Annotated in this window: 20 protein-coding genes; 4 read left to right on the plus strand and 16 right to left on the minus strand. The window is 74.2% G+C overall.

From position 1 onward, the window contains the following. Nucleotides 1-33: 33 nt before the first annotated feature. The 10 genes from IEW07_RS11425 to IEW07_RS11470 form a co-directional block, all read right to left on the minus strand. Nucleotides 34-927, minus strand: coding sequence for a shikimate dehydrogenase (locus IEW07_RS11425; protein WP_188537322.1), 894 nt, complete (start codon nucleotides 925-927; stop codon nucleotides 34-36). After that, a complete protein-coding gene (mltG, locus tag IEW07_RS11430) occupies nucleotides 918-2141 on the minus strand; it encodes an endolytic transglycosylase MltG (RefSeq protein ID WP_188537324.1) in 1224 nt (407 codons plus the stop codon). Before mltG ends, IEW07_RS11425 begins: the two co-directional genes overlap by 10 nt. After that, nucleotides 2138-2800, minus strand: coding sequence for a Holliday junction resolvase RuvX (ruvX, locus tag IEW07_RS11435; RefSeq protein ID WP_229741793.1), 663 nt, complete (start codon nucleotides 2798-2800; stop codon nucleotides 2138-2140). The genes mltG and ruvX overlap by 4 nt, the downstream gene beginning before the upstream one ends. Next, the gene (gene alaS / locus IEW07_RS11440) at nucleotides 2797-5493 is read right to left on the minus strand and encodes an alanine--tRNA ligase (protein ID WP_188537326.1); all 2697 of its coding nucleotides are present in this window, start codon (nucleotides 5491-5493) and stop codon (nucleotides 2797-2799) included. Before alaS ends, ruvX begins: the two co-directional genes overlap by 4 nt. After that, nucleotides 5493-5876 carry a hypothetical protein gene (locus tag IEW07_RS11445; protein WP_188537328.1) on the minus strand — a complete coding sequence of 128 codons (384 nt, stop codon included), beginning with the start codon at nucleotides 5874-5876 and terminating at the stop codon, nucleotides 5493-5495. The genes alaS and IEW07_RS11445 overlap by 1 nt, the downstream gene beginning before the upstream one ends. Before the next feature lie 13 nt (nucleotides 5877-5889). Next, nucleotides 5890-6318: a DUF948 domain-containing protein gene (locus IEW07_RS11450; protein WP_188537330.1), complete on the minus strand. Its 429-nt coding sequence runs from the start codon at nucleotides 6316-6318 to the stop codon at nucleotides 5890-5892. 191 nt (nucleotides 6319-6509) lie between these two features. Beyond that, nucleotides 6510-7142, minus strand: a complete 633-nt coding sequence (gene rpsD / locus IEW07_RS11455; protein ID WP_188537332.1) for a 30S ribosomal protein S4 — start codon at nucleotides 7140-7142, stop codon at nucleotides 6510-6512. A gap of 343 nt (nucleotides 7143-7485) precedes the next feature. Beyond that, the gene (glpK, locus tag IEW07_RS11460; protein ID WP_188537404.1) at nucleotides 7486-8985 is read right to left on the minus strand and encodes a glycerol kinase GlpK; all 1500 of its coding nucleotides are present in this window, start codon (nucleotides 8983-8985) and stop codon (nucleotides 7486-7488) included. Nucleotides 8986-9184: 199 nt separating this feature from the next. Next, entirely contained in the window at nucleotides 9185-9934 is a 750-nt protein-coding gene (locus tag IEW07_RS11465) for an MIP/aquaporin family protein (protein ID WP_188537406.1), read from the minus strand. Nucleotides 9935-10042: 108 nt separating this feature from the next. Continuing rightward, nucleotides 10043-11788 (minus strand): glycerol-3-phosphate dehydrogenase/oxidase, encoded by a 1746-nt coding sequence (locus tag IEW07_RS11470; protein ID WP_188537334.1) that lies wholly within the window; start codon nucleotides 11786-11788, stop codon nucleotides 10043-10045. 122 nt (nucleotides 11789-11910) lie between these two features. Here IEW07_RS11470 and IEW07_RS11475 point away from each other — a divergent pair, with 122 nt between their 5' ends. Beyond that, entirely contained in the window at nucleotides 11911-12867 is a 957-nt protein-coding gene (locus IEW07_RS11475; RefSeq protein WP_188537336.1) for a sugar-binding transcriptional regulator, read from the plus strand. A gap of 4 nt (nucleotides 12868-12871) precedes the next feature. Here the strand turns inward: IEW07_RS11475 and IEW07_RS11480 are convergent, their stop codons facing one another. The 3 genes from IEW07_RS11480 to dtd are packed head-to-tail and all read right to left on the minus strand — an operon-like array spanning nucleotide 12872 to nucleotide 16248. Next, a complete protein-coding gene (locus IEW07_RS11480; RefSeq protein WP_188537338.1) occupies nucleotides 12872-14392 on the minus strand; it encodes a replication-associated recombination protein A in 1521 nt (506 codons plus the stop codon). A gap of 9 nt (nucleotides 14393-14401) precedes the next feature. Continuing rightward, the gene (locus IEW07_RS11485) at nucleotides 14402-15796 is read right to left on the minus strand and encodes a heparan-alpha-glucosaminide N-acetyltransferase domain-containing protein (RefSeq protein ID WP_229741794.1); all 1395 of its coding nucleotides are present in this window, start codon (nucleotides 15794-15796) and stop codon (nucleotides 14402-14404) included. Beyond that, a complete protein-coding gene (gene dtd / locus IEW07_RS11490; protein ID WP_188537340.1) occupies nucleotides 15793-16248 on the minus strand; it encodes a D-aminoacyl-tRNA deacylase in 456 nt (151 codons plus the stop codon). The genes IEW07_RS11485 and dtd overlap by 4 nt, the downstream gene beginning before the upstream one ends. Nucleotides 16249-16304: 56 nt before the next feature. Here dtd and IEW07_RS11495 point away from each other — a divergent pair, with 56 nt between their 5' ends. Next, nucleotides 16305-16904 carry a phosphatase PAP2 family protein gene (locus tag IEW07_RS11495; protein WP_188537342.1) on the plus strand — a complete coding sequence of 200 codons (600 nt, stop codon included), beginning with the start codon at nucleotides 16305-16307 and terminating at the stop codon, nucleotides 16902-16904. Nucleotides 16905-16914: 10 nt separating this feature from the next. Here the strand turns inward: IEW07_RS11495 and IEW07_RS11500 are convergent, their stop codons facing one another. Both IEW07_RS11500 and aspS read right to left on the minus strand, forming a co-directional pair. Next, nucleotides 16915-17559, minus strand: coding sequence for a maleylpyruvate isomerase family mycothiol-dependent enzyme (locus IEW07_RS11500; protein ID WP_188537344.1), 645 nt, complete (start codon nucleotides 17557-17559; stop codon nucleotides 16915-16917). 228 nt (nucleotides 17560-17787) lie between these two features. Next, nucleotides 17788-19602 carry an aspartate--tRNA ligase gene (gene aspS / locus IEW07_RS11505; RefSeq protein ID WP_188537346.1) on the minus strand — a complete coding sequence of 605 codons (1815 nt, stop codon included), beginning with the start codon at nucleotides 19600-19602 and terminating at the stop codon, nucleotides 17788-17790. A gap of 154 nt (nucleotides 19603-19756) precedes the next feature. On the opposite strand from aspS, the gene IEW07_RS11510 reads away from it, so the two are divergent. Further along, entirely contained in the window at nucleotides 19757-21043 is a 1287-nt protein-coding gene (locus tag IEW07_RS11510; protein ID WP_188537348.1) for an APC family permease, read from the plus strand. A 143-nt stretch (nucleotides 21044-21186) separates the two neighbouring features. Here IEW07_RS11510 and hisS read toward each other — a convergent pair whose 3' ends face one another. Beyond that, entirely contained in the window at nucleotides 21187-22551 is a 1365-nt protein-coding gene (gene hisS / locus IEW07_RS11515) for a histidine--tRNA ligase (protein WP_188537350.1), read from the minus strand. Nucleotides 22552-22766: 215 nt separating this feature from the next. Here hisS and IEW07_RS11520 point away from each other — a divergent pair, with 215 nt between their 5' ends. Then, nucleotides 22767-24338, plus strand: coding sequence for a DUF349 domain-containing protein (locus tag IEW07_RS11520; protein WP_188537352.1), 1572 nt, complete (start codon nucleotides 22767-22769; stop codon nucleotides 24336-24338). Nucleotides 24339-24402: the final 64 nt, after the last annotated feature.

Below are 24402 nucleotides of genomic sequence, written 5' to 3' on the forward strand. Positions count from 1 at the left end.
AGGGGCCCGGGAGGGCGCGTCCTGCCGACAGGTTCAGGTCCGGGGCCGGGACGGGACGGCGCGGATGGGCCGTCCCACCGCCGTGCACATCGCAGCGATCACGTCCTGCTCGCGGGGCAGGGGGTCGCCGAGGCTGCGGCCGGTGAAGAGGCGGATCTGATCGACCGCCTGGTAGATCAGCATATCGAGTCCCGGGGCCACGGCTCCCCCGGCCCCCGACCACGCCCTGGCGATCGCGGACGGCCAGGGGTCGTAGGCGGCGTCCAGCAGGACGCCGGTGGTCGTCCGCCCGGACCGCGCCACCTGCGCGGCGAGCTCGTCGGCGCCGTGGGGCGGCAGCGTGGAGACGACGACGTCGTAGCCCGCCAGCGCGCCGGGGGCCTCGGCCCAGGGCCGCAGCCGCACGGGCAGGCCGAGCCCGCGCCCGGCCTCGACGGCCCGCTCGGCGCGCGCCGCGGAGCGGACGAAGACGTCGACCGCCGGGGCCCCCAGGCGCTGGGCCGCCGCGACGGCGGCCGTGGCCGTGCCCCCGCCGCCCAGGACCGCGGCCGCCGGGGTGCCGGGGACCGCTCCCGCCGCGCGGACGGCGCCCACGATCCCGGCGACGTCCGTGTTGTGGCCCAGGACCGTCCCGCCGGGGCGGAAGACCAGCGTGTTCACCGCGCCCACGGCGGTCCCGAGCTCGGTGAGCTCGTCGGCGCACCGGGCCGCGACGGACTTCAGGGGCATCGTCACGGACAGCCCCCGCCAGGCGGGGTCCCCGCGCCGGGCGTCCACGAACGCGGGCAGCTGCTCCTCGACCAGGTCGTGGGCGGTGTACTCGAGGTCCTCGCCCAGCACCGCGTAGGCGGCCCGGTGCAGGTCCGGGGACCGCGAGTGGCCGATGGGGTGGCCCACCACGGCCGCGCGGGCGGGGCTCACGCGCACCGGCCCTCGTTGTCGCCGCACCACTCGTTGTACTCCTCCACGTTCCGGAGGTGCTCGGCGTAGGTCTCGGCGAACTTCGTCTCCCCCGTGTCGAGGTTCACGGTCACCCAGAAGTAGTAGCCGTTGTCCTCGGGGGCCGCCGCGGCCTTGATGGCGGCGTCGCCGGGCGAGCCGATCGGGCCGACCGGCAGGCCCTGGTGGGCGAAGGTGTTGTACGGGTTGCCCTTGTCCTGGCGCTCCTCCTCGGTGAAGTCGTAGCCCTTGCGGCCCAGGCCGTAGGTCACGGACGCGTCCGACTGGATGAAGCCGGAGGTCTCGCCGTCGGGGTTCTGCAGCCGGTTCTCGATCGCGCCGGCCACCACGTCGTAGTGCTCGGGCTGGACCTCGAACTCGATGATCGAGCCGATGGTGAGGACCTCGAAGATCTGGTCCTCCTCGGTGATCCCGTTGTCGTCGAGGGTCGTCCGGGTGCGGTCCACCATGGACTGCAGGACCTGCTCGGCGGTGGCGTCCAGGGGGAAGCGGTACTCGCCCGGGTGCAGCCAGCCCTCGAGGGTCGGGAAGCGGTCGGGGATCCCGAACGTCTCCGTGTCCTCGGCGTAGGCCTCGAACTCCTCGACCGGGATGCCGGTGGACTCGCTGAGGATGCCGAACACGTCCGTCATGCGCAGGGTCTGGGCGACGGCCGCGTAGTGGGTCGCCTCCTCCTTCTCCATCAGCGCGTCGATCGCCGACTCGGAGCTCATCTCCGTCCGCAGCTCGTACTCGCCGGGCTGGATGAACTCCTCGGCGTGCTCTTCCTGGTAGGCCTCGATGAAGGTCTCGGCGTCGGCGACGATGCCCTGCTGCTCCAGGGACACCGCCACCTGGCCGGTGGTGGCGCCCTGGGCGACCGAGAAGGTCACCGGGTCCTTGCCCTCCCCGCGGTAGTCGCGGACCTCGAACCAGCCGAAGGTCGAGCCCAGCACGGACACGGTGATGAGGGCCGCCAGCAGGAACAGGGCCACGGCCGTGGTCAGGGACGCGCGGCCGCGGCGCCTGCGCCGCTTGATCTGCTCGGGGGTGAGCTCCTCGTGCTCGAAGACGCCGCGCAGGCCGGTGGAGTGCTCCCGCGAGGAGGGCGCGTCCAGCAGGCTGCCGAGGGAGCCGCCGGAGGACCCCCGCGGCGCCTCGGGGCGGCGGGGAGCCGCCTGGTCGTACGGGTCGTCGCTCACGAATGCTCTCCGTCCGGATCGGTGGTCGTCAACGGCGCCTCCCGGGCCCGGTCGGGCGGCGGGACGGCGTCCTCGGCGCCCGAGGGCCCTGCCGCACGGTGTGCCGCGGCAGGGGGTTCCGCATCAGGGTCTCCCCCATTATGGGGGACCGCGGTGGTCGCGGTGTGGTGGACGGGCGGGTCCACCGGTGTGCCGGGCTCCGCGCCGGTGGCCCGGCCCCGGTCCACCGCGCTCTGCAGGATGGTCGCGGCGGCCACCTGGTCCACCTTGTCCATGTGGTGGCGGCGGGCGACGCCGGCCTCCAGGAGCGCCCGGTGGGCGTCCACGGTGGACAGCCGCTCGTCGATCAGCCGCACGGGCACGGCCCAGCCCTTGGCCCGCAGCCGCCGGACGAGGGCGGAGGCGTAGTCCCGGGCCATGGCGGTGGAGGTGTTCTCCCCGCCGTCGAGGCTGCGCGGGAGGCCGACGTAGACGGCCACGGCGTCGTGCTCGTGGACCAGCCCGGCCAGGAGCTTGACGTCGAAGCCCTTCTGGGGGTCCCGCCGCAGCGTGGTCAGCGGCGTGGCGAGGATCCCGTCGGGGTCGCTCAGCGCGACCCCGACGCGGGCGAGGCCGACGTCGACGCCCATCCGCCGGCCCCGGGCGAAGCCGCCGCTCACGCGGTGGCGCCGCCCGTCGCGTCGGCGACGTCCGCGAGGACGGCGTCGAGGGCGGCCCCCGTCCGCGACGGGTCCTGCCCGCCGCCCTGCGCGACGTCGTCCTTGCCGCCGCCGCCGCCGCCGAGGACCTTCGCGGCGGTGCGCACGAGCTGGCCGGCCTTCACGCCGGCCGCGCGGGCGCCCTCCGTGGTGGCCACGAGGACCACCGGGCGGCCCTTGGCCACGCCGGTCACCGCGACCACGAAGGCGTCGGCCATCATGCGGCCGCGCAGGTCGAGGGCCAGGGACCGCACGTCGTCGGCCCCGGCGACCTCGCCCATGTCGTGCGCGAGGACCTTGACCGGGCCCACCTGGCGGATGCCGTCCAGCAGGGAGCCGGCCTGCGCCTGGAGCTTCTCGCGGCGCAGGGCGGCGAGCTCCTTCTCCGCGGTCCTGAGCTTGTCCAGCGTGGTGGCGAGGCGATCGGGGAGCTCGGCCGAGGACTGCACCTTGAGCATGTCGGTGAGCTGGTGCACGAGGGTGCGCTCGGCGGCGAGGTGCCGGAAGGAGTCCAGGCCCACGAGGGCCTCCACGCGGCGGTTGCCGGAGCCCACGGACTGCTCGGTGAGCAGGGTCAGCGAGCCGATCTGGGCGGTGCCGCCCACGTGGGTGCCGCCGCACAGCTCCCGGGACCAGGGGCCGTTCATCTCGACCACGCGCACGCGGTCCCCGTACTTCTCGCCGAACAGGGACATCGCGCCCAGGGCCTTGGCCTCGTCCAGGGCCATCTCCTGGGTGACGACCTCGAAGTTCTGGTGGATCGCGGCGTTGGAGACCTCCTCGACCTCCCGGCGCTGCTCCTCGTTGAGGCCCTCGCCCCAGGCGAAGTCGAAGCGCAGGTAGCCCTCCTTGTTGAAGGAGCCGCGCTGGACGGCCTCGGGGCCCAGGATGTCGTGCAGGGCCGCGTGGACGATGTGCGTGCCGGAGTGGGCCATCTCCCCCGCGCGGCGGCGGGCGACGTCGACCTGCGCGACCACGGGCGTCCCGGAGACGGCCTCCCCCTCGCGCACGACGGCCTTGTGCACGGACAGGCCCTTGACGGGCTGCTGAACGTCGGAGACCTCGAGGACGAACCCGTCGCCGCTGATGGTGCCGGTGTCGGCGGCCTGGCCGCCGGCCTCGGCGTAGAACGGGGTCTCGTCGAGGACGACCTCGACGTGCTCGCCGGCCGAGGCGGCCGGGACGCTCACCCCGTCCTTGAGCAGCGCCCGCAGCACGGTCTCGTCGCGCAGCTGGGTGTAGCCGGTGAAGACCGAGCCGCCCTCGTCGACCAGCCGGCGGAAGACGGAGAGGTCCGCGTGGGCGCCCTTCTTGGCGCGGGCGTCCTCCTGGGCGCGGTGGCGCTGCTCCTCCATGAGCCCGCGGAAGGCCTTCTCGTCGACGGCGACGCCGGCCTCGGCGGCCATCTCGAGGGTCAGGTCGATCGGGAAGCCGTAGGTGTCGTGCAGCGCGAACGCCTCGGCGCCGGAGACGGCCCGGCCCCGCTGCCGGGCGGTGGACACGGCCTCGTTGAGCCGGGTGGTGCCGGACTCGATGGTCTTGAGGAACGCCCGCTCCTCGGCGTAGGCGATCCGGGAGATCCGCTCGAAGTCCTCGGCCACGTAGGGGTAGACGCCCTTCATGGCGTCCCGGGACGCCGGCAGGAGCACGGGCAGGCAGGGCTCGGTGACGCCCATCAGGCGCATCGCGCGGATGGCGCGGCGCAGCAGGCGGCGCAGGATGTAGCCGCGGCCCTCGTTGGAGGGGCTGACGCCGTCGGCGATGAGCATCAGCGAGGAGCGGACGTGGTCGGCGACCACGCGCATCCGCACGTCGTCGTCGTAGCCCTCCTCGCCGGCCCGCTCGGAGCCGCGGTAGGTGCGGCCGGAGAGCTCGGCGGCCCTGTCCAGGACGGGGCGGACCTGGTCGGTCTCGTAGAAGTTCTCGACGCCCTGCAGGAGCATGGCCAGGCGCTCGACGCCCAGGCCGGTGTCGATGTTCTTCTCGGGGAGGTCGCCGAGGATCTCGTAGTCCTTGCCGGTGCCCTCGCCGCGCTGGTACTGCATGAACACGAGGTTCCAGATCTCGATGTACCGGTCGTCGTCGACGGCCGGGCCGCCCTCCCGGCCGTAGCGGGCGCCGCGGTCGTAGAAGATCTCCGAGTCGGGGCCGGCGGGGCCGGGCTGGCCGGTGTCCCAGTAGTTCTCGTCGCGGCCCATGCGCTGGATCCGCTCGGCGGGCAGGCCCACCGTGTCCTTCCAGAGGGCGTACGACTCCTCGTCGCCCTCGTAGACGGTCACCCACAGCCGGTCGGGGTCGAGGCCGAAGCCGCCCTTCTCCAGCGGGCTGGTCAGCAGCTCCCAGGCCATGGGGATGGCCTTCTCCTTGAAGTAGTCGCCGAAGGAGAAGTTGCCGGCCATCTGGAAGAAGGTGCCGTGGCGCGCGGTCTTGCCGACCTCGTCGATGTCGAGGGTGCGGATGCACTTCTGGATGGAGGTGGCGCGCCGGAACGGGGGCGTCTCCTGGCCGAGGAAGTACGGGATGAACGGGACCATGCCGGCGATGGTGAACATGGCACCGGGCTGGGAGGAGATCAGCGAGGCGGAGGGCACCACGGTGTGGCCCTGGCCTTCGAAGTAGTCCAGCCAGCGCTTGGTGATTTCCTGAGAGAGCATTACCGGTGCTTTCCTTCGCGGTCGGTCGAGGGGTCTGTGGGTCCGGCCGGGGGCGCGGCCCCGGGCCGGTGGGGGGTGGCGGCCCCGGGGCCGTCGAGGACCTGCGGGGCGGGCCCGCGGCCCGCGAGCCCGGCCCGCGAGGCCCCGGGGGCGGTGACGCCGAAGGACTCCCGCAGCTCCGCCTCGCGCTCGTCCATGCCGGCCCTGACGACGGCGGCGAAGCGGTAGAGGCGGGAGCGCCAGTCGTCGGCGCGCGGGGGGCGGGCGGCGTCGGAGCCCGCGCGCACGGCGAGGTCCTGGCCGGGGGTGCGGGCCAGGCGGGTGGCGGCCGCGCCGACGACGGCGCCGGCGGCGACGAGGGCGATCTTGCCCCAGAGGCTCATGGTCGGTCCTTCCCTACGCCGCCGGGTCCCGGGGACCCGGTTCGGAGGCGGCTCCGTCGGCGCCGAAGGGGTCGGCGCGGTGGGCGGCCGCGGGGGCGCCGTCGCCGGTGAAGGCCCGCCGGACGCCGTGGGAGAACGCCGCGACCTTGATCAGCGGCTGGCCCACGGTGGAGGCCACCAGGGAGGACAGCGCGGAGACGTTCGCCGAGGCGTCGGAGACGTTCGTCGTGATCCCGTCCACCTTCTCGAGCTGCGAGTTCGTGGTCGACACGGTGCGGGTGACCTCGTCGATGAGCGGGACGGTCTCGTTGTTGAGCGAGCGGACGGCCAGCCGCAGCTCGTCGAAGACCTTGCCGAGCTTGAGGATCGGGACGGCGAGCAGGGCCACCAGGACGGCGAACACCCCGGCCGCGAGCAGTCCTGCGATTTCTCCACCGGTCATGGGGCGGGGCGCTCCTTGCTGGTCGGTCCGGGGCCGGGCGGGCGGACCGACCCGGGACGTGCGGGGACGGGCACCGGCGCGGTGCCCGGTGGTCAACTCTACAGAACAGGAGAGCCCGCGGCGCGGGCGCCGCGGGCTCTGCCCGGTGAGGCCCCATCCCCGGCGGGCGCCGGGGACGGGGGCCCGCAGGATCAGGCCATGCGGGCGTAGTACTCCACCACGAGCTGCTCCTCGCAGGTCACGGGGACCTCGGCGCGCTTGGGCTTGCGCACCAGCTTGGCCTGCAGCTTCTCGATCTGGACGTCGAGGTAGCCCGGGGTGTCGGGCAGCACGGCCTGGTGCGCGCCGGCGGCGGCGACCTGGAAGGGGACCATCTTCTCCGACTTGGGGTGCACGTGGATCAGCTGGCCCTCCTTCACGCGGAACGAGGGGCGGTCCACCCGCTGGCCGTCCACCAGGATGTGGCGGTGCACGACCATCTGGCGGGCCTGGGCCATGGTGCGGGCGAAGCCGGAGCGCAGGACGAGGGCGTCCAGGCGGGACTCGAGCAGGGCGACCAGGTTCTCACCGGTCTGGCCCTCCTGGCGCTTCGCCTCGACGTAGGCGATGTGCATCTGCTTCTCGCGGATGTTGTACTGCGCCCGGAGACGCTGCTTCTCGCGAAGACGGACGGCGTAGTCCGAGTCGGCCTTCCGGCGGGCACGGCCGTGCTCACCGGGGCCGTAGGGACGGCGCTCGAAGTACTTCTCGGCCTTCGGGGTCAGGGCGATCCCGAGGGCGCGGGACTTGCGCACCTGACGGCGCGCACGCGTGTTGTTAGCCACGTTTACCTTTCACAATGCGGTGCTCTCCCCGTCCGTCGTCCGGTGCGGGGGGAGCGTGTTCTGGTCGGTCCGGCCTCCGAGGACGGGATCGGTCCCGCCGGAGAGGTGAGGATCAGCCGCAATCCTCTCGTCCTGCAAGCGCCGTGGCCGTCCGTCCGGCCACCGTGGTTGACGCGGTGGTCGGGCGTGCGGGAGCACGGGCCTTGCCGGCCGACGTCCCAGTATAGCCTGCCCGCCGCCTCCGCGTGGCGCCGGCGGAGGGCGTGGCGGAGGCGCGCCGCCCGCACGTGCCGGGCGGCGCGCCTGCTGGGGCGTCGCGGTCCCGGAGGGACCGGGGGAAGGTTCAGTCGACGTCGGCGTCCACCCAGTCCTCGGACTTGGTCACGGCCTTCTTCCAGTTGCGGTAGAGCCGCTCGCGCCGGTCGCCGTCCATCGCGGGGGTCCAGCGCTTGTCCTCGGCCCAGTTGCGGGCGACCTCCTCGGTGTCGTACCAGAAGCCCACGGCGATCCCCGCGGCGTAGGCCGCGCCGAGGGCGGTGGTCTCCGTGACGGCCGGGCGCACGACGGGCACGCCGAGCTGGTCCGCCTGGAACTGCATGAGCAGCTCGTTGGCGGTCATGCCGCCGTCCACGCGCAGCTCGGTGATGGCGCTGCCGGAGGCCGCGTCCATCGCGTCGACCACCTCGCGGGACTGGTAGGCGGTGGCCTCGAGCGCGGCGCGGGCCACGTGGGCCTTGGTCACGTAGCGGGTGAGGCCCACGAGCGCGCCGCGGGCGTCGGGGCGCCAGTGCGGGGCGAACAGGCCGCTGAAGGCCGGGACGAAGTACGCGCCGCCGTTGTCCTCGACCGAGGCGGCCAGCGGCTCGACCTCCGCGGCGGAGGAGATGATGCCGAGGTTGTCGCGCAGCCACTGCACCAGGGCCCCGGTCACGGCGATGGAGCCCTCCAGCGCGTAGACCGCCGGCTGCTCCCCGATCTTGTAGCAGACGGTGCCGATGAGCCCGTGGCTGGCGGGCACCACCTCGGTGCCCACGTTCATCAGCACGAAGCTGCCGGTGCCGTAGGTGTTCTTGCCCATGCCCTTCTCGAAGCAGGCCTGGCCGAACATGGCGGCCTGCTGGTCCCCGAGGATCCCGGCGATCGGCACGTCCTTGAGGAAGCCGCGGGTGCGGCCCTTGCCGTAGACCTCGGACGAGGAGCGGATCTCCGGCAGCATCGAGACGGGCACGCCCATCTCCGCGCAGATCTCCTCGTTCCAGTCGAGGGTGTCGAGGTTCATGAGCATCGTGCGGGAGGCGTTGGTGACGTCGGTGACGTGCACGCCGCCGTCCACGCCGCCGGTCATGTTCCACACGAGCCAGGAGTCCGTGGTCCCGAACATGAGGTCTCCGCGCTCGGCCTTCTCCCGGGCGCCGTCGACGTTGTCGAGGATCCAGCGGATCTTGGGCCCGGAGAAGTAGCTGGCCAGCGGGAGGCCGGTGCGCTCCTGGAAGCGGTCCATGCCCGCGTCCCCGGCCAGCTCCTCCACGAGCGGCTGGGTGCGGGTGTCCTGCCAGACGATGGCGTTGTGGACCGGCTGCCCGGTGGTGCGGTCCCACACCACGGTGGTCTCGCGCTGGTTGGTGATGCCGACGGCGGCGATCTCCCGGGTGTTGATGTCGGCGCTGGCCTCGGCGTCGGCGACGACCTTGCGGACGTTGCGCCAGATCTCGAGGGGGTCGTGCTCGACCCAGCCGGCGCGCGGGAAGATCTGCTCGTGCTCCAGCTGGCCCACACTGACGATCTCGCCCTGGTGGTCGAAGATGATCGCACGGGAGCTGGTGGTGCCCTGGTCGATGGCCATGACGTACTTCGGGTAGGTGCTCACGGGTGGTACCTCACTTCGTTGTGACTTCGTCGGGAGTTCTTCGGGACTTCTTTTCGGGACCTCTTTTCGGGACTTCGGTGGAGCTGCGTGGTGGTGGAACGGACGGTGGGTCGGAGGGTGGGATCGGACGGCCGCGGAGGGACGGCTGCGGAGGGACCGCTGCGCAGGGGCGGGCTCAGAACATCCGGTAGGAGCCGCCGGCGAGGATCGCGCCGAGGACGGGGCCGAGGACCGGCACCCAGGAGTAGGACCAGTCGCTGCGGCCCTTGCCGCGGATGGGCAGCAGGGCGTGGGCGATGCGGGGCCCGAGGTCCCGGGCGGGGTTGATGGCGTAGCCGGTGGGCCCGCCGAGGCTGGCGCCGATGCCGACCACGAGCAGGGCCACGGCCAGCGGGCCGATCTGGGAGGGGGTGTTGCCGAAGAGGAGGATCACGAGGACGAGCACGAAGGTGCCGATCACCTCGGTGACGACGTTCCACCCGTAGGAGCGGATGGCGGGGGCGGTGCAGAACACGGCGAGCTTGGCCCCGGGGTCCCCGTCCTCGTCGAAGTGCTTCTTGTACGCCAGGAACGCCAGGACCGCGCCCAGGAAGGCGCCCGCGAACTCCCCGGCGAAGTAGACGAGCGTGCTGACCGGGGTGACGGCGATCCCGGGAGCGTACTCGGCGGCGCCGCTGGCCCACAGCCCCACGGTGACGGCGGGGTTGATGTGGGCCCCGGACTGCCAGCCGACGTACACGCCGGCGAAGACCGCGAGGCCCCAGCCGAAGTTGATCATGAGGAAGCCGCCTCCCTCCCCCTTGTTCCTGGGGAGCACGGCGTTGGCGACGACGCCGGCGCCGAGCAGGATCAGCGTCGCCGTGCCGGCGACCTCGGACCAGAACACGGTGGGCAGGGTGACGGCCCCGGACTCGACCGTCTGCATCAGGAGGGTGGACGTGGGCAGCACTGCGGCTCCTCGGGTGGTGGGTGACGAGGGGTGGGTGGCGGGCGGGCCGGCCGATCGGCCCGGGGCCCGGTGGGCGGGACCGGCTCAGCCGGAGGCGCGGTGGACGAGCTCGAGCACGTCGGGGGCGACGTCCCGGGCCGCGGCGGCGGCGGCGTCGTCGGCGGTGGCGGCCGCGGCGTCCTCGGCCGCGCAGCGCTCCCGGTAGGCGCGGACCTCGGCGGCTCGCCGCCGCTCGTCCCAGCCGAGGGCCTCGGCGGCGAGGTCCGCGATCTCCTCGACGGCATCGAGCCCGTGCCGGGGCTGCTCCCACGTGAGGCGGGTGCGGGTGTCGAAGAGGTCCTCGAGGTGCAGGGCTCCCTCGTGGGTGCAGCCGTGGACGATCTCGGCCCGCAGGTACGGCGCGGCCCCGGCGAGCGGGCGGGCGAGGTCGGGGCGCTCCTCGACGAGCTCGACGATCTCGGAGATCGCGGAGCCGTAGCGGCCGAGCAGGTGCTGGACCTGCTCCTCGTCCCAGCCGTGGGGGGCCCCGAGGGCGGCGGCCTGCCGGTGGAGGGCGAGGTAGCCGTCCGCGCCGAGCAGGGGGGTGCGGTCGGTCACCGACGGCACCTGCGCGGCGCGCTCCTCGCCCAGGGCCAGGTCGACCGCGTCCTCGGCCATCACCCGGTAGGTGGTCAGCTTGCCGCCGGCGATGGAGATCAGCCCCGGAGCGATCTCGGTGACCGTGTGCTCGCGGGAGATCCTGGTGGACTGGGCCTCCCCGCCCTTCTTGGTGCCCGGCTGGAGCAGGGGGCGCAGGCCGGCGTAGACGCCGATGACGTCGTCGCGGGTCAGCGGCCGGTCGAGGACCACGTTGGCGTGGTCGATGACGTAGTCGATGTCCTCGCCGGAGGCGACCGGGTCCTCGAGGCCCTGCTCGTAGGGGGTGTCGGTGGTGCCGATGAGCCAGTACCGCTCCCAGGGGATGACGAACAGCACGGACTTCTCGGTCTGCAGGATCAGCCCGATCTCGCCGCGGATCCGCTCGCGCGGGACGACGATGTGGATGCCCTTGGAGGCGAGCACGCGCAGCCCGCCCTCGGCGTGGGCCAGGTCCTGGGTCCGCTCGGTCCACACGCCGGTCGCCGCGATGACCGTCCGCGCGCGCACCGTGCGCTCCTGGCCCGTCTCCTGGTCGCGCAGGGTCGCGCCGACCACCCGTCCGCTCTCGTCCTTCGGGAAGGCGACGGCCTTCGTGCGGTTCGCGGCGAGCGCCCCGAAGCGCACGGCGGTGCGGACGATGGTGAGGACCAGGCGGGCGTCGTCCACGCGGCCGTCCCAGTACTGGACGGCGCCGACCATCGAGCCGGGCCGGACGTCGGGGAAGGCGCGCCGGATGCCCTTGAGGCCGTAGTGGCGCTGGTAGGGCAGGGTCGCCACCTTGGCGCCGACGTGGGCCATGGCGTCGTAGAGGCCGATGCCGGCGGCCACGTAGGGGCGCTCCCAGAGGCGGTGGGTGAGCGGGTAGAGGAAGGGGACCGGGCGGACCAGGTGCGGGGCGAGGAAGTCGAGGAGCAGCTCGCGCTCCCGGAGGGCCTCGGAGACCAGCTTGAAGTCGAGCTGCTGGAGGTAGCGCAGACCGCCGTGGACCAGCTTGCTGGACCACTGCGACGTGCCGCCGGCCCAGTCCTGGGCCTCGACGATGCCGGTGCGCAGGCCGCGGGTGACGGCGTCCAGGGCGATGCCGGCTCCGGTGATGCCCCCGCCGACGACGAGGACGTCGAGCTCGGGCCCGTCGCTCATCTCGGCGAGCGCACGGTCCCGGTCGGTGGCGGAGAGGGTGGGGAGGGACATGGTGTCGTGCTCCTGTGGTCGGCCGGGGCGGGTGGCCCCGGGTGTGCTGTGCCTCACACTCTTCTCCCGATTGCACCTATGCTCAACCTGGATGAACAGACGTGCAGAAGGAGGGGTTGCAGGTGCACGGAGATGCCGAGCTGCACCACGCGGCGGAGCTGTACTGGGTGCAGGGCATGACGATGGAGGCGGTGGCCGACCGGTTCGGGGTCTCGCGCCCCACGGTGTCGCGGATGCTGCAGGCCGCCCGGGACCGGGGGATCGTGCGGATCACGCTCTCCGCTCCCCCTGCGGCGGGCCACGAGGTGTCCCGGCGGCTGCGGGAGGTGTTCGGGGTCACCGCGCACGTGGCCGGGACCGCGCGCGCCGCCACGGAGCCGCAGCGGCTGGAGTCGGTGGCCCGGTCCGCCGCGGCGCTGCTCGCGGACTGGTTCGGGGACGGGACGACGCTGGCCGTCGCCTGGGGGACGACGACGTCGGCCGTGGCGGCGCACCTGCAGCCGAAGCCGACGCGGGACGCCGTCGTGGTGCAGATGAACGGGGCGGTGAGCGCGCGCTCGCCGCTGACGGCGCAGTCGCCGGCTCTGCTGGGGCAGATGTCCTCGGCCTTCGGGGCGTCGCTGCTGCCGTTCCCCACCCCGGCGTTCTTCGACGACGAGCGCACCCGCACCCTGATGTGGCAGGAGTCGACCGTCCGGCGGGTGCTGGCGGTGCGCAACGCCGCGGACCTCGCCGTGTTCAGCGTGGGGGCGTTCCGCGGGCCGATGATCTCCCAGGTCTACAGCGGCGACTACCTCGACGAGGACGCCCTGCGGGAGCTCGCGGCCCACCGGGTGGTGGGCGACGTGTGCACGGTGTTCCTGCGGGAGGACGGCACCTACGCGGACATCGGCCTCAACCGCCGCGCCACCGGGCCCACGCCGCTGGAGCTGCGCCGGATCCCCCGGCGGCTGTGCGTGGTCTCCGGGGACCACAAGGTGCCGGGGGTGATCGGGGCGCTGCGGGCCGGGGTGGTGACGGACCTCGTCATCGACGAGCGCACGGCCGACGCCGTGCTGCGCCGGCTCTCCGGGCGGTGAGCCGCTACCGGCCCCGGACGATGCCGCGCAGGATGCCGAGCCGGTGGGCGATCTCCCGCTCGCGGCCGTGCTCGGTGGGCCGGTAGTAGTCCGTGCCGACGAGCTCGTCCGGCGGGTACTGCTGCGCCGCCACCCCGTTGGGCTCGTCGTGGGAGTACACGTAGCCGCGGCCGTGGCCCAGCTGCCCGGCCCCCGGGTAGTGGGCGTCGCGCAGGTGCAGGGGCACCGGACCGGCCCGGCCGGCGCGGACGTCGGCGATCGCCTCGTTGATCGCGGTGTACGCGGCGTTGGACTTCGGCGCGGTCGCCAGGTGCGCGACGGCCTGGGCCAGGGGGATCCGGCCCTCGGGCATGCCGATGAGCTGGACGGCGTCGGCGGCGGCCACGGCCGTCTGCAGCGCGGAGGGGTCGGCCATCCCGATGTCCTCGGACGCGGAGATGATCAGCCGGCGGGCGATGAACCGCGGATCCTCCCCGGCCTCGATCATCCGTGCCAGGTAGTGCATGGCCGCGTCCACGTCGGAGCCGCGGATCGACTTGATGAACGCGCTGACCACGTCGTAGTGCTGGTCCCCGTTCCTGTCGTAGCGCACGGCCGCCCGGTCGAGGGCCTCCTCCGCGTGCTCCCGGGTGATGACGGGCACCCGGCGCGCCACGGCGCCGGTGTCCTCGCGGTCCCCGCCGTCCCCGTTGTCGTCGCCGTCCGCGTCGTCGCCGTCCGCGTCGTGGCCGTCGTCCAGCTCGGAGAACGCGACCCCGGCCGCCGCCTCCAGGGAGGTCAGCGCCTTCCGGGCATCGCCGCCGCACAGGTCCAGGATGTGCTCGCGCGCCTCCTCGGACAGCTCCACCTCGGCGTTGAGGCCCCGGGGGTCGACGACCGCGCGGTCCAGCAGCGCCGCGATGTCGGCGCGCTCCAGCGGCTGCAGCGTCAGCAGCAGCGAGCGCGAGAGCAGGGGCGAGATCACGGAGAAGGACGGGTTCTCGGTGGTCGCCGCCACGAGCACCACCCAGCGGTTCTCCACCCCCGGCAGCAGCGCGTCCTGCTGGGCCTTGGTGAAGCGGTGGATCTCGTCGAGGAACAGCACGGTGGTGCGCCCGTGCAGGTCCCGGTCGGTGAGCGCCTCGTCCATCACGCGGCGCACGTCCTTGACCCCGGCGGTGATGGCCGAGAGCTCCACGAACTTCCGGGACACCCCGCGCGCGATGACGTGGGCCAGGGTCGTCTTGCCCGTCCCGGGCGGGCCCCACAGGATGATCGACGACGGTCCCGCCGGGCCCCGGTCCTGCCCCGCCAGGACCCGCAGCGGCGAGCCGGGCTTCAGGAGGTGCTGCTGGCCCACGACCTCGTCGAGGGTGCGCGGGCGCATCCGCACCGCCAGCGGGGCGCGGCTGCGGGACCGGCGGGAGCGGCCCCCGGGGCGCACGGGCGCCGCGGGGTCGTCGCGGTCGCCGTCCTGGCCGGTGCTCCGGTCGCCGTGGGCGCCGGGATCGGGGGTCTCGAGGTCGTCGAAGAGGGAGCCGGTCACCCCTCCAGGCTAGCGACTGTCCTGCGGCGGCCGGCCGCCCCCCGGTCTCACCGGTGCCCCCCCGGTCACGGAGGGGCCGCCCGGCACCAGCCGGCGGGCGCCGTGCACCGCGGCCCCGACCCCCCGCTCCAGGGGCCCCTGCCCCAGCGAGCGCCGCCAGGCCACCGCGAACAGCACCGCGGCCGCCAGCTGGATCGAGAACCACAGGTAGGGGTGGTCGTAGTGGACCTCGAGGGACAGCGCCACCAGGTGCGCGGTGTACAGGCTCAGGGTCATCCCGCCCATCGCCGCCAACGGCAGCAGCCACCCCCCGGCACCGCGGGAGACCAGCAGGAAGAAGCCCAGCACCGCCAGGCCCACCCCCAGGCTCGCCGCGATGGCGAACGGGGTGTTGGAGTGCGGGGTGTCGATCACCAGCCACCACGCCGTGGAGCCGGCCGGCTGGTCCGGCCCCCAGAGCAGGGCCTCCGCCAGTCCCTCCTCGTCCACCCCGGGGCTGTCCAGCAGCTGCTGGTAGCCGCCGGCGACGTGGAGCAGGACGTAGGAGCCCGCCCGGGCCAGGAGCGTCGTCCCCAGGCCCACCACCAGCAGCCGGAGCTGGACCTCCCTCCGGCGCAGGTCCAGCCGGCCCACGCCGAGTCCGACGAGCAGGTAGGTCGCGTAGGTCAGGCCCGGATAGGTGCCTGTCAGCACCAGCTGCGCGAGCGTGGCCCCCGGCTCCGCCAGCAGGTCCGTGACCGTGGGGTTCCCGGAGACGAACTCGGGCAGCGACTCCCCCGCCCCCCAGATGAGCACGGGGGCGCCGAGGCCGAAGCCGGCCGCCGCGGCGAACAGCGCCCCGGCCCCCAGCCCCAGGAACGGCAGGGCGAGCAGGAAGAAGACCCCGTAGTAGATCAGGATGTTGTCCGCCGGGGCGTCCTCCGGCATGAGGTAGCCGATGCCCAGGCCCACCAGGGCGATCAGCAGCGCGCGCACCGTCAGTCCCACCCGGTCGCGGGTCAGGTCCCGCCCCTCGTGCGGGTGCCGGCCGCCGGTGGTCAGGCCCAGCCCGACCCCGGCCAGCAGGGCGAACAGCGCCGCGGAGTCCCCGGAGAACAGGATGTAGGACCAGGTCGGCTCGTCGTCCGCGTAGTCCCAGGACGGCAGGATGTGGACGGACATCAGCCCGATCAGGGCCAGTCCGCGGGCCGCGTCGACGCCTGTCAGCCGTCGTCCCCGCCCGACGGGAGCGCTCCCGGCCCCCGCGCGGGAGGGCTCCTCCGTCCGTGCGGACCGTCCCATGGCTTCCCCCGTCGCCCGGGCCACCTCCCGGACCACGAGGTCCCGGCCGGTGGCCGTGCCCGGAGCACCGGTGCACCGGCGCCCCTCGCGCCCAGGGTGCCAGCCGGACGCTGAGAGTTTCATGAGGACCGCCGGGGCCGCTCCAGCTCCGCGCTGTCCAGGATCACGGTGAAGGGCCCGTCGTTGACGAGCTCCACCTGCATCTCGGCCCCGAACCGGCCGGTCTCCACGCGGGCGCCCAGGTCCCGCAGCGCCTGCACGTAGGCGTCGAACAGCGGCTCGGAGACGGGACCGGGAGCGGCCGCGGACCACGACGGGCGCCGGCCCCTCCGGGCGTCGCCGTAGAGGGTGAACTGGCTGACCGCCAGGACCGGGGCGGCGAGGTCGGCGCACGAGCGCTCGCCCGCCAGCAGCCGCAGGGTCCAGGTCTTCTCGGCCAGCCTCGCGGCGACGGCGGCGTCGTCGTCGTGGGTCACGCCCACCAGGGCCACGAGGCCCGGCCCGTCGAAGGCCCCCACCGTCTCGCCGCCGACGCTCACGGCGGCCCGGGTCACTCTCTGCAGAACGATGCGCATGCGCCCCAGTCCACCACACGGCCGGCGGCGCCCGGGACCGCCGCTAGTCCCGTCCCATGGACGACACGCGCGGCGCGGCACGGCTCAGCACCCTGGTGGCCGAGGCGTTCGCGCCGGCCCCGCTCGTGCTCTCCCTGCTGGTGCTCGCCGGCTGGTCCGGGGCCGGGTGGCCGGGCGCGCTGTGGGGGCTCGGCACGGCGCTGGTCGTGGCCTCCCTGCCGATGCTGGTGCTGCGCGTGCTGGCCCGGCGCGGGCTCGTGGACGGGCACTTCGTGCGGACCCGGGCGCAGCGGCTGCCGGTCTACGCCGCCACGGGGGCGCTGACCGCGCTCGTGGGGGGGGCGCAGGTGGCGCTCGGGGCGCCGCCCGTCGTGCCGCTGACCACGGCGTTCGTGCTGGGGGGCATCCTCGTGCTGCTGGTGGTGACCCTGCGGTGGAAGGTCTCGGCCCACGTGGCGATGGCCGCATGCTGGGCCGTGGCGATCGGCGTCCTCGTGGTGCCGTGGGCCGCCGCGCCGGCCACGGCGGTGCCGCTGGCCGTGGCCGTGTCCCGGGTGCGCACCGGCGACCACACCCCGGCCCAGGCGGTGGCCGGGGCCCTCATCGGGCTCCTGATCGGCCTGGGCTACGCCGCGGCGGCGGACCGGGTGCTCTGAGCGCAGCCGCTCAGGGCAGGACGGAGAACCCGGCGGGGAGGGGCCGGCGCCCGGTGAGGGCCAGCAGGACGTCGGGGACGCGCCCGCTCTCATGGGCGATCTCCATCGCCGTCCGGGTCGCGTCCGCCAGGACGTGGTCGGGCGGGCGGATCTCCAGTCCGCAGGCGGAGCACAGGTCGAGCCCGTGCACGGCGAGCTCGAACGTGCGGGTGGGGAGGTAGGCGTTGAGCCGCATGCCGCCCACGACGGTGCGGATGACGGGGTCCTCCGGCACGGGGAAGCGCGCCAGGGCGGCCCGTGCCCGCTCGAGGGCCGTGCGCACGGCCGCCGCGGGGTCGTCGCCGAGGTCCTGGCCGGCGGCGACGCCCCGGGCCTCGACCTCCTGCGGGGTGGTCGCCCGCGCGGACAGCGCGTAGTACTGGCCCGGGCTGGTGCACACCTCCTGCGCCTCGGGCTCGTCGAGGTAGCGGGTGAGGGTGGTCAGGGCGCGGTTGGTGTGGCCGACGAGGGACCGGACGTCCCAGGCGCCCAGGGCCGGGGTGGCCCACTGGTCGGGCGCGATGTCGGCGACGAGCTCGGCGAAGCAGGCCCCGGCGTTCTCGAAGGCCGTGCGGGTCAGGGCGGGGTCTCGGTCGGTGGCAGGGTGACGGGTCATGGGGGCCCCCTCGGTGGCGGTGCCGTCGGGACGACGGCCGTCCGCGCCCCATGATGGACGACATCGACCGCCCGCGCACCCCTCACGCCCCGATCCGGGGGTGCGGGCCGTCACGGACGGTCATCTGCCCCGGCCGGGGCTCCGGCGGCGGCCCTCCCTTCCTCCCGAGGACGACGGGACCGGGACCGTCGCGGTGCGTCGGTCCCGGCCGCGGGGTTGCTCTGCCGGCTACTTCGCGGCGGCCTCCACCGGCTCGCCCTGGGCGCCCTCGACCTGCTTGACCTTGGGCTCCGGCTTGGCGTCCACGCCGGCCTCCTTGCGCTGCTGCGGCGTGATGGGCGCCGGGGCCGCGGTCAGCGGGTCGAAGCCGTTGCCGGTCTTCGGGAACGCGATGACCTCGCGGATCGAGTCCGCGCCGGCCAGCAGCGCGACCACGCGGTCCCAGCCGAAGGCGATGCCGCCGTGCGGGGGCGCGCCGTACTTGAACCCCTCGAGCAGGAAGCCGAACTTCTCGTCCGCCTCCTGCTCGCCGATGCCCATGACCTCGAAGACCCGCCTCTGCACGTCCTGCTGGTGGATGCGGATGGACCCGCCGCCGATCTCGTGGCCGTTGCACACGATGTCGTAGGCGTAGGCGAGCGCGGACTCGGGGTCCTGGTCGAAGGTGTCCAGGAACTCGGGCTTGGGCGAGGTGAACGCGTGGTGCACGGCGGTCCAGGCGCCGGCGCCCACGGCGACGTCGCCGGAGTCGACGGCGTCGGAGGCCGGCTCGAACATGGGCGCGTCCACGACCCACACGAACGCCCAGGCGTCCTCGTCGATCAGGCCGGTGCGGTGGCCGATCTCCCCGCGGGCGGCGCCGAGCAGGGCGCGGGAGGCCTTGCGCTCGCCGGCGGCGAAGAAGATGCAGTCGCCGGGCTGCGCGCCGGTGGCCGCGGCCAGGCCCTCGCGCTCGGCCTCGGTGAGGTTCTTGGCCACGGGGCCGCCCAGGGTGCCGTCCTCGCCGACCAGGACGTAGGCCAGGCCCTTGGCCCCGCGCTGCTTGGCCCACTCCTGCCAGGCGTCGAGGGTGCGGCGCGGCTGGGAGGCCCCGCCGGGCATGACCACGGCGCCCACGTAGGGGGCCTTGAACACGCGGAACGTCGTGTCCTGGAAGTACTCGGTGAGCTCGGTGAGCTCCAGGCCGAAGCGCAGGTCCGGCTTGTCGGAGCCGTACCGGGCCATGGCCTCGGCGTAGGTCATGCGCCGGATCGGGGTGGGGATCTCCACGCCGATGAGCCTCCACAGGGCGGCGACGATGCGCTCGCCCAGGGCGATGACGTCGTCCTGCTCCACGAAGGAGGCCTCGATGTCGAGCTGGGTGAACTCCGGCTGGCGGTCGGCGCGGAAGTCCTCGTCGCGGTAGCAGCGGGCGATCTGGAAGTACCTCTCGACGCCGCCGACCTGCAGCAGCTGCTTGAACAGCTGCGGGGACTGCGGCAGGGCGTACCAGGAGCCCGGGACCAGGCGGGCGGGGACCAGGAAGTCGCGGGCTCCCTCGGGGGTGGAGCGGGTCAGCGTGGGGGTCTCAACCTCGAGGTAGTCGTCGCCGTGCAGCAGCTCGCGGGCCACCCGGTTGGCCTCGGAGCGCAGCCGCAGGATGCGGGCCGGCTCGGGGCGGCGCAGGTCCAGATAGCGGTGGCGCAGGCGGGTCTCCTCGCCGACCTCCACGTGCTCGTCGATCTGGAAGGGCAGCGGGGCGGCCGTGTTGAGCACGGTCACGGTCCGGGCCATGACCTCGACCTCGCCGGTGGCCAGGGCCGGGTTCTCGTTGCCCTCCGGCCGGCGCTCCACGGTGCCGGTGACCTGCAGGACGAACTCGTTGCGCAGGTGGTGGAAGTCCGCCTCGTCGCGCACCACGATCTGGGCGATCCCGGACGCGTCGCGCAGGTCCAGGAAGGCCACGCCTCCGTGGTCGCGGCGCCGGCCGACCCAGCCGGCCAGCGTGACGGTCTCTCCGATGTGCTCGGCGCGCAGTCCGCCGAGGTTGTGTGTGCGCAGCACTCAAAAACCCTTCGTTGTTCGGGAGGTTCGGACGGGGACGACACGGCGCGCGGTGTGTCCCGCGGTGTTCACCCGGGGTTTGCCCGGTGCCCCTACTCTCGTTCGGACACGAGTTTACAGCCCGCCCCTCCGGCGGCAGGACGACAGGACCACGATGAGCACCTCCCCCGCCCCGCACGGCCTCGCCCGGCGGCTGGGCACCCTGGACGCCGCCCTGATCGGCGTGGGCTCGATGGTCGGCGCCGGGGTGTTCGTCGCGTTCGCCCCCGCGGCCGCGCACGCGGGCCCGTGGCTGCCGCTGGCCCTGGTGCTCGCCGCGGTCGTGGCGTGGTGCAACGCCACCTCCACGGCCCAGCTCGCGGCCCGCTACCCCGCCTCGGGCGGCACCTACGTGTACGCCAACGAGCGGCTCGGCCCGTGGCCGGGGTTCGTGGCCGGCTGGGGGTTCGTGACCGGCAAGACGGCCTCTGCGGCCGCCATGTCCCTGACGTTCGGCCTCTACGCGGCCGAGCTCGCGGGGGCCGACGACGCCTGGGCGCGGCTGCTCGCCGTCGCCGCCGTGGTGGGACTGACCGCCGTCAACCTGGGCGGGGTCAGCCGCACCGCCCGGCTCACGCAGCTGCTGGTCCTGCCGGTCCTGGCCGTGCTGCTGGGCCTGGCCGTGCTCCTGCTCTCCGGCGAGGGGCCCGCCGCCGGTGCCGGCGCGGCCTGGGACGGCACGGCGTGGGGCGTCCTGCCCGCGGCGGGTACCCTCTTCTTCGCGTTCGCCGGCTACGCCCGCGTGGCCACCATGGGCGAGGAGGTCCGGGACCCCGAGCGGACCATCCCCCGGGCCGTGCTGGGCGCGCTCGCGGTCACCCTGCTGCTCTACGGCCTGCTCGGGCTGGGGCTGCTGCGCTTCCTCGGCGTCGACCGGCTCGCGGCGTCCCCGGCCCCGCTGCTGGCGGCGGTGGAGAGCGCCGGCTGGCTCGCGGGGGCCACGACCGCCGGCGCCGCCGTGGTCACCGTGGCCGCCGCGCTGGCCACGCTCGGGGCGCTGCTGGCCCTGGTCGCCGGGATCTCCCGGACGGTCCTGGCCATGGCGCGGCGGCGCGACCTGCCCCCGGCGCTGGGCGCGGTCTCCGCGCGGCGCCGGTCGCCGTGGGCGGCGGAGCTGGCCGTGGCCGGGATCGTGGTGGTGCTCGTGCTGCTCGGCGACGTCCGCACGGTCATCGGGTTCTCCAGCTTCGGCGTGCTGGTCTACTACGCGCTGGCCAACCTCTCCGCGCTGACCATGGCGCAGCGTCCCGGGTGGGCACCGCGGGCTGTCAACGCGGTGGGGCTGACCGGGTGCCTGCTGCTGGCGTTCACGCTGCCGTGGCCGTCGGTGCTCACGATGCTCGGGGTCTTCGCGGTGGGCCTGGCCGGCCGCGCGCTCGTGCTGGCCCGCCGCCACGACTGACCCTGACCCCCGCTGCCGCCCCCGCCCTGCGCCGAGTCCCCCTGAACGCGGCAATCCCCCATGCAGTGACATGGGGGATTGCCGCGTGGGAGGGGACTCGCCGTGGCAGGGCGCGTGTGGGAGGGGACTCGGCGCGCCGGAAGTCAGGCGCCGACGGCCGCCACGGCCCGGACGACCGGGCGCAGGTCCTCGGCGGGCGGGGCCCAGGCGGCCGGGTCGGCGGGGACCTGCTCGCCGGAGCGGATGTCCTTCACCTCGTGGGCCAGGGCGCCGTCCTCGCCGCGGGTGGTGAACCACACGAACGGGATGCCGCGGCGCTCCGCGTACTTGATCTGCTTGCCGAACTTGGCGGCCGTCGCCGAGACCTCGCACGAGACGCCGCGGGCGCGCAGCTGCCCGGCCACGTCCTGGGCCTGGGACCACGACTCCTCGTCGACCAGGGAGACCAGGACGGACGTGGGGACCTTGCGGGACGGGACGGCCATGCCCTGGGAGAGCATGCGGGTGACCAGCCGGGTCACGCCGACGGACAGCCCGACGCCCGGGTACGTCTTCTTGCCCGTGGACGCCAGCGACTCGTAGCGGCCGCCCGAGCAGATGGAGCCCAGGTGCTCGTGGCCCACCAGGACGGTCTCGTAGACGGTGCCGGTGTAGTAGTCGAGGCCGCGGGCGATCGACAGGTCTGCGACGACCTTGCCGGGGGCGCGCCGGGAGGCCTCGCCGACCACCTCGGCGAGCTCGGCCAGGCCCTCGTCGAGCAGCTCGTCGGTGACGCCCAGGGCGCGGACCTGCTCCACGAAGGAGGTGTCGTCGGTGCGGATGGACGCCAGCTCGAGGGCGGCCGCGGCCTGCTCGGCGGTGGCGCCGAGCTCCTCGCGCAGCGCCTCGGCGACCTTCTCGGGGCCGATCTTCTCCAGCTTGTCGATGTTGCGCAGCACCCCGTCGGCGTCGGTGAGCCCGATCCCGCGGTAGAAGCCCTCGGCGAGCTTGCGGTTGTTGATCCGCAGCGTGAACGGCGGGATGGGCAGCCTCGACAGGGCGTCGATCATCACGAGCGCCAGCTCCACGTCGTAGCGGAAGGGCAGCGTGCCGTCGCCGACCACGTCGATGTCCGCCTGGGTGAACTCGCGGGCGCGGCCCTCCTGGGGGCGCTCACCGCGCCACACCTTCTGCATCTGGTAGCGGCGGAACGGGAACGTGAGGTAGCCGCTGTTCTCCACCACGTAGCGGGCGAAGGGCACGGTGAGGTCGAAGTGCAGCGCCAGCTGGTCCTCCCCCTTCGGGGAGCCTGCGTCCTCGTCCTCCTGGAGCCGGGAGACGGCGTAGACCTCCTTGTCGATCTCGCCCTTGCGCAGCAGGTGCCCCACGGTCTCGACCGCGCGGGTCTCGATGGAGGAGAAGCCGTGCAGCTCGAAGGTCTCGCGCAGGACGTCGAGCACGTGCAGCTCGACCAGACGCTCCTCCGGAAGCCATTCGGGGAAACCGGACAGGGAGGTCTTGCGGGCCATGGGGACGTGCTCCTCGGGTGGGACGGCGGTCGGGCGACAGGATGCGGGGACGGCGGCGCGGCGGTGCGGTGCGGCGGCCGGGGCGTGCGCGTCCGCCCCTCATCCTAGAGAGCGACGCCCGCCCGGCCCAAAGCACCGGGGCCCGGGACCGGAGGGACCCGCCCGGAAGCGGCCGGCCTGGACGCCCTCGGTAGTATGGGCACGACGATTGTCCGATGCCGGACGCCGATCACCGGGCGCACGCTCCGGCGGCGGTCCCGGCGAGAGCGAAAGTAGTTTCAGCGGTGACCGAACGTCTCGAATCCGACGACCAGCCCACACCCCGCCCCGTCCCCGCCCCGGGACCCGCGCCGAAGCCGGCCGTGCCGGCGCCTCCCCAGCAGGCCTCGGCCGCACCGGCGGCGCCCGCCGCCCCGGCGGCACCGGCCCCGGGCCCGAGCGCGACACCGGCGGTGCCCGCGGCACCTGCGCCCGCGCCCGCGTCGAACCCCGGGCCGGCCCCGGCGGCGGCCCCCGCCCTGGCCTCCCCGGAGACCCTGGAGCGGGCCCGGCCCTTCGGCCGGGTCACCGAGGACGGCCACGTCTACGTCGTGGTCGACGGCGAGGAGGTGCTCTGCGGGCAGTTCCCGGACGCCACCGAGGACGAGGCGCTGGGCTACTTCGCCCGGAAGTTCGAGGACGTGGAGGCCCAGGTGGCGCTGCTCGAGCAGCGCGTGGCCGCGGGCGCCCCGTCGTCGGACATGCTCAAGACGGTCGACCACCTCGTCGAGCAGGTCGCCCAGCGCAACATGCTGGGGGACGTCAAGGCCCTGGAGGCCCGGCTCGAGGCGCTGCGCCCGGCGATCCGGGAGCTGGAGGCCGCGGAGCGCGCCGCCCACGAGGCCCAGCGCGCGCAGAACGTCGCCGCGCGGGAGGCGATCGTGGCGGAGGCCGAGAAGATCGCCGCCCAGGACCCCCAGCGGACCCAGTGGAAGCAGGCGTCCGCGCGGATGGCCGAGCTGTTCGAGCAGTGGAAGGCGCACCAGAAGTCGGGCGTGCGCCTGGGCCGGTCCGCCGAGGAGGCCCTGTGGAAGCGCTTCCGCACCGCGCGCACCACCTTCGACAAGCACCGCCGCGCGTTCTTCTCCCAGCTGGACGCGGACAACGCCGAGGCGAAGAAGGCCAAGGAGGCGCTCATCGCCGAGGCGGAGGCCCTGTCCGGCTCCACGGACTGGGGCGCGACCGCCGGCGAGTACCGGCAGCTCATGGACCGCTGGAAGCAGACCAAGCGGGCCTCCAAGAAGGACGACGACGCCCTGTGGACGCGGTTCCGGGCCGCCCAGGACCGGTTCTTCGAGGCGCGCAAGGCCGCCAACGACCAGCTGGACCAGGAGTTCGAGGGCAACCTCGCCGTGAAGGAGCAGCTGCTGGCCGAAGCCAGGGCGCTGCTGCCGGTCACGGACCTCAAGGCCGCCAAGCGCGCGCTCGGCGACATCCTGGACCGCTGGGAGCAGGCCGGCAAGGTCCCCCGCGCCCACATGCGCCGGGTCGAGGCGGAGCTGCGCACCGTCGAGGACGCCGTGCGCAAGGTCGAGGACGAGAAGTGGCAGCGCTCCAACCCGGAGACGAAGGCCCGGTCCAACTCGATGCTCGCCCAGCTCGAGGCGAAGATCGAGGACCAGGAGGCCGCGCTGGCCAAGGCCCAGGCCGGCGGGGACACCAGGCGGGCCGCCAAGCTCGAGGGCGAGCTCGCCACGAGCCGGCAGTGGCTGGAGACGCTGCGCCGCTCCGCCGCCGACCTGCACTGAGCCACCTGCATCGAGCCCCCGGGAGGCCCCGCGGCCGCGTTGTCCACAGCGCCGCCGCGGGGCC

The organism is Kocuria dechangensis (assembly GCF_014636775.1).
GTDB lineage: Bacteria > Actinomycetota > Actinomycetes > Actinomycetales > Micrococcaceae > Kocuria > Kocuria dechangensis.

What these genes read in the sequence shown, in the direction of transcription:
- alaS (WP_188537326.1), bottom strand. Translation starts at nt 5,493, where the DNA reads ATGCTCTCTCAGGAAATCACCAAGCGCTGGCTGGACTACTTCGAAGGC.
- IEW07_RS11445 (WP_188537328.1), bottom strand. Translation starts at nt 5,876, where the DNA reads ATGAGCCTCTGGGGCAAGATCGCCCTCGTCGCCGCCGGCGCCGTCGTC.
- IEW07_RS11450 (WP_188537330.1), bottom strand. Translation starts at nt 6,318, where the DNA reads ATGACCGGTGGAGAAATCGCAGGACTGCTCGCGGCCGGGGTGTTCGCC.
- glpK (WP_188537404.1), bottom strand. Translation starts at nt 8,985, where the DNA reads ATGGCCATCGACCAGGGCACCACCAGCTCCCGTGCGATCATCTTCGAC.
- IEW07_RS11465 (WP_188537406.1), bottom strand. Translation starts at nt 9,934, where the DNA reads ATGCAGACGGTCGAGTCCGGGGCCGTCACCCTGCCCACCGTGTTCTGG.
- IEW07_RS11470 (WP_188537334.1), bottom strand. Translation starts at nt 11,788, where the DNA reads ATGTCCCTCCCCACCCTCTCCGCCACCGACCGGGACCGTGCGCTCGCC.
- IEW07_RS11485 (WP_229741794.1), bottom strand. Translation starts at nt 15,796, where the DNA reads ATGAAACTCTCAGCGTCCGGCTGGCACCCTGGGCGCGAGGGGCGCCGG.
- dtd (WP_188537340.1), bottom strand. Translation starts at nt 16,248, where the DNA reads ATGCGCATCGTTCTGCAGAGAGTGACCCGGGCCGCCGTGAGCGTCGGC.
- IEW07_RS11495 (WP_188537342.1), top strand. Translation starts at nt 16,305, where the DNA reads ATGGACGACACGCGCGGCGCGGCACGGCTCAGCACCCTGGTGGCCGAG.
- IEW07_RS11500 (WP_188537344.1), bottom strand. Translation starts at nt 17,559, where the DNA reads ATGACCCGTCACCCTGCCACCGACCGAGACCCCGCCCTGACCCGCACG.
- IEW07_RS11510 (WP_188537348.1), top strand. Translation starts at nt 19,757, where the DNA reads ATGAGCACCTCCCCCGCCCCGCACGGCCTCGCCCGGCGGCTGGGCACC.
- hisS (WP_188537350.1), bottom strand. Translation starts at nt 22,551, where the DNA reads ATGGCCCGCAAGACCTCCCTGTCCGGTTTCCCCGAATGGCTTCCGGAG.
- IEW07_RS11520 (WP_188537352.1), top strand. Translation starts at nt 22,767, where the DNA reads ATGCCGGACGCCGATCACCGGGCGCACGCTCCGGCGGCGGTCCCGGCG.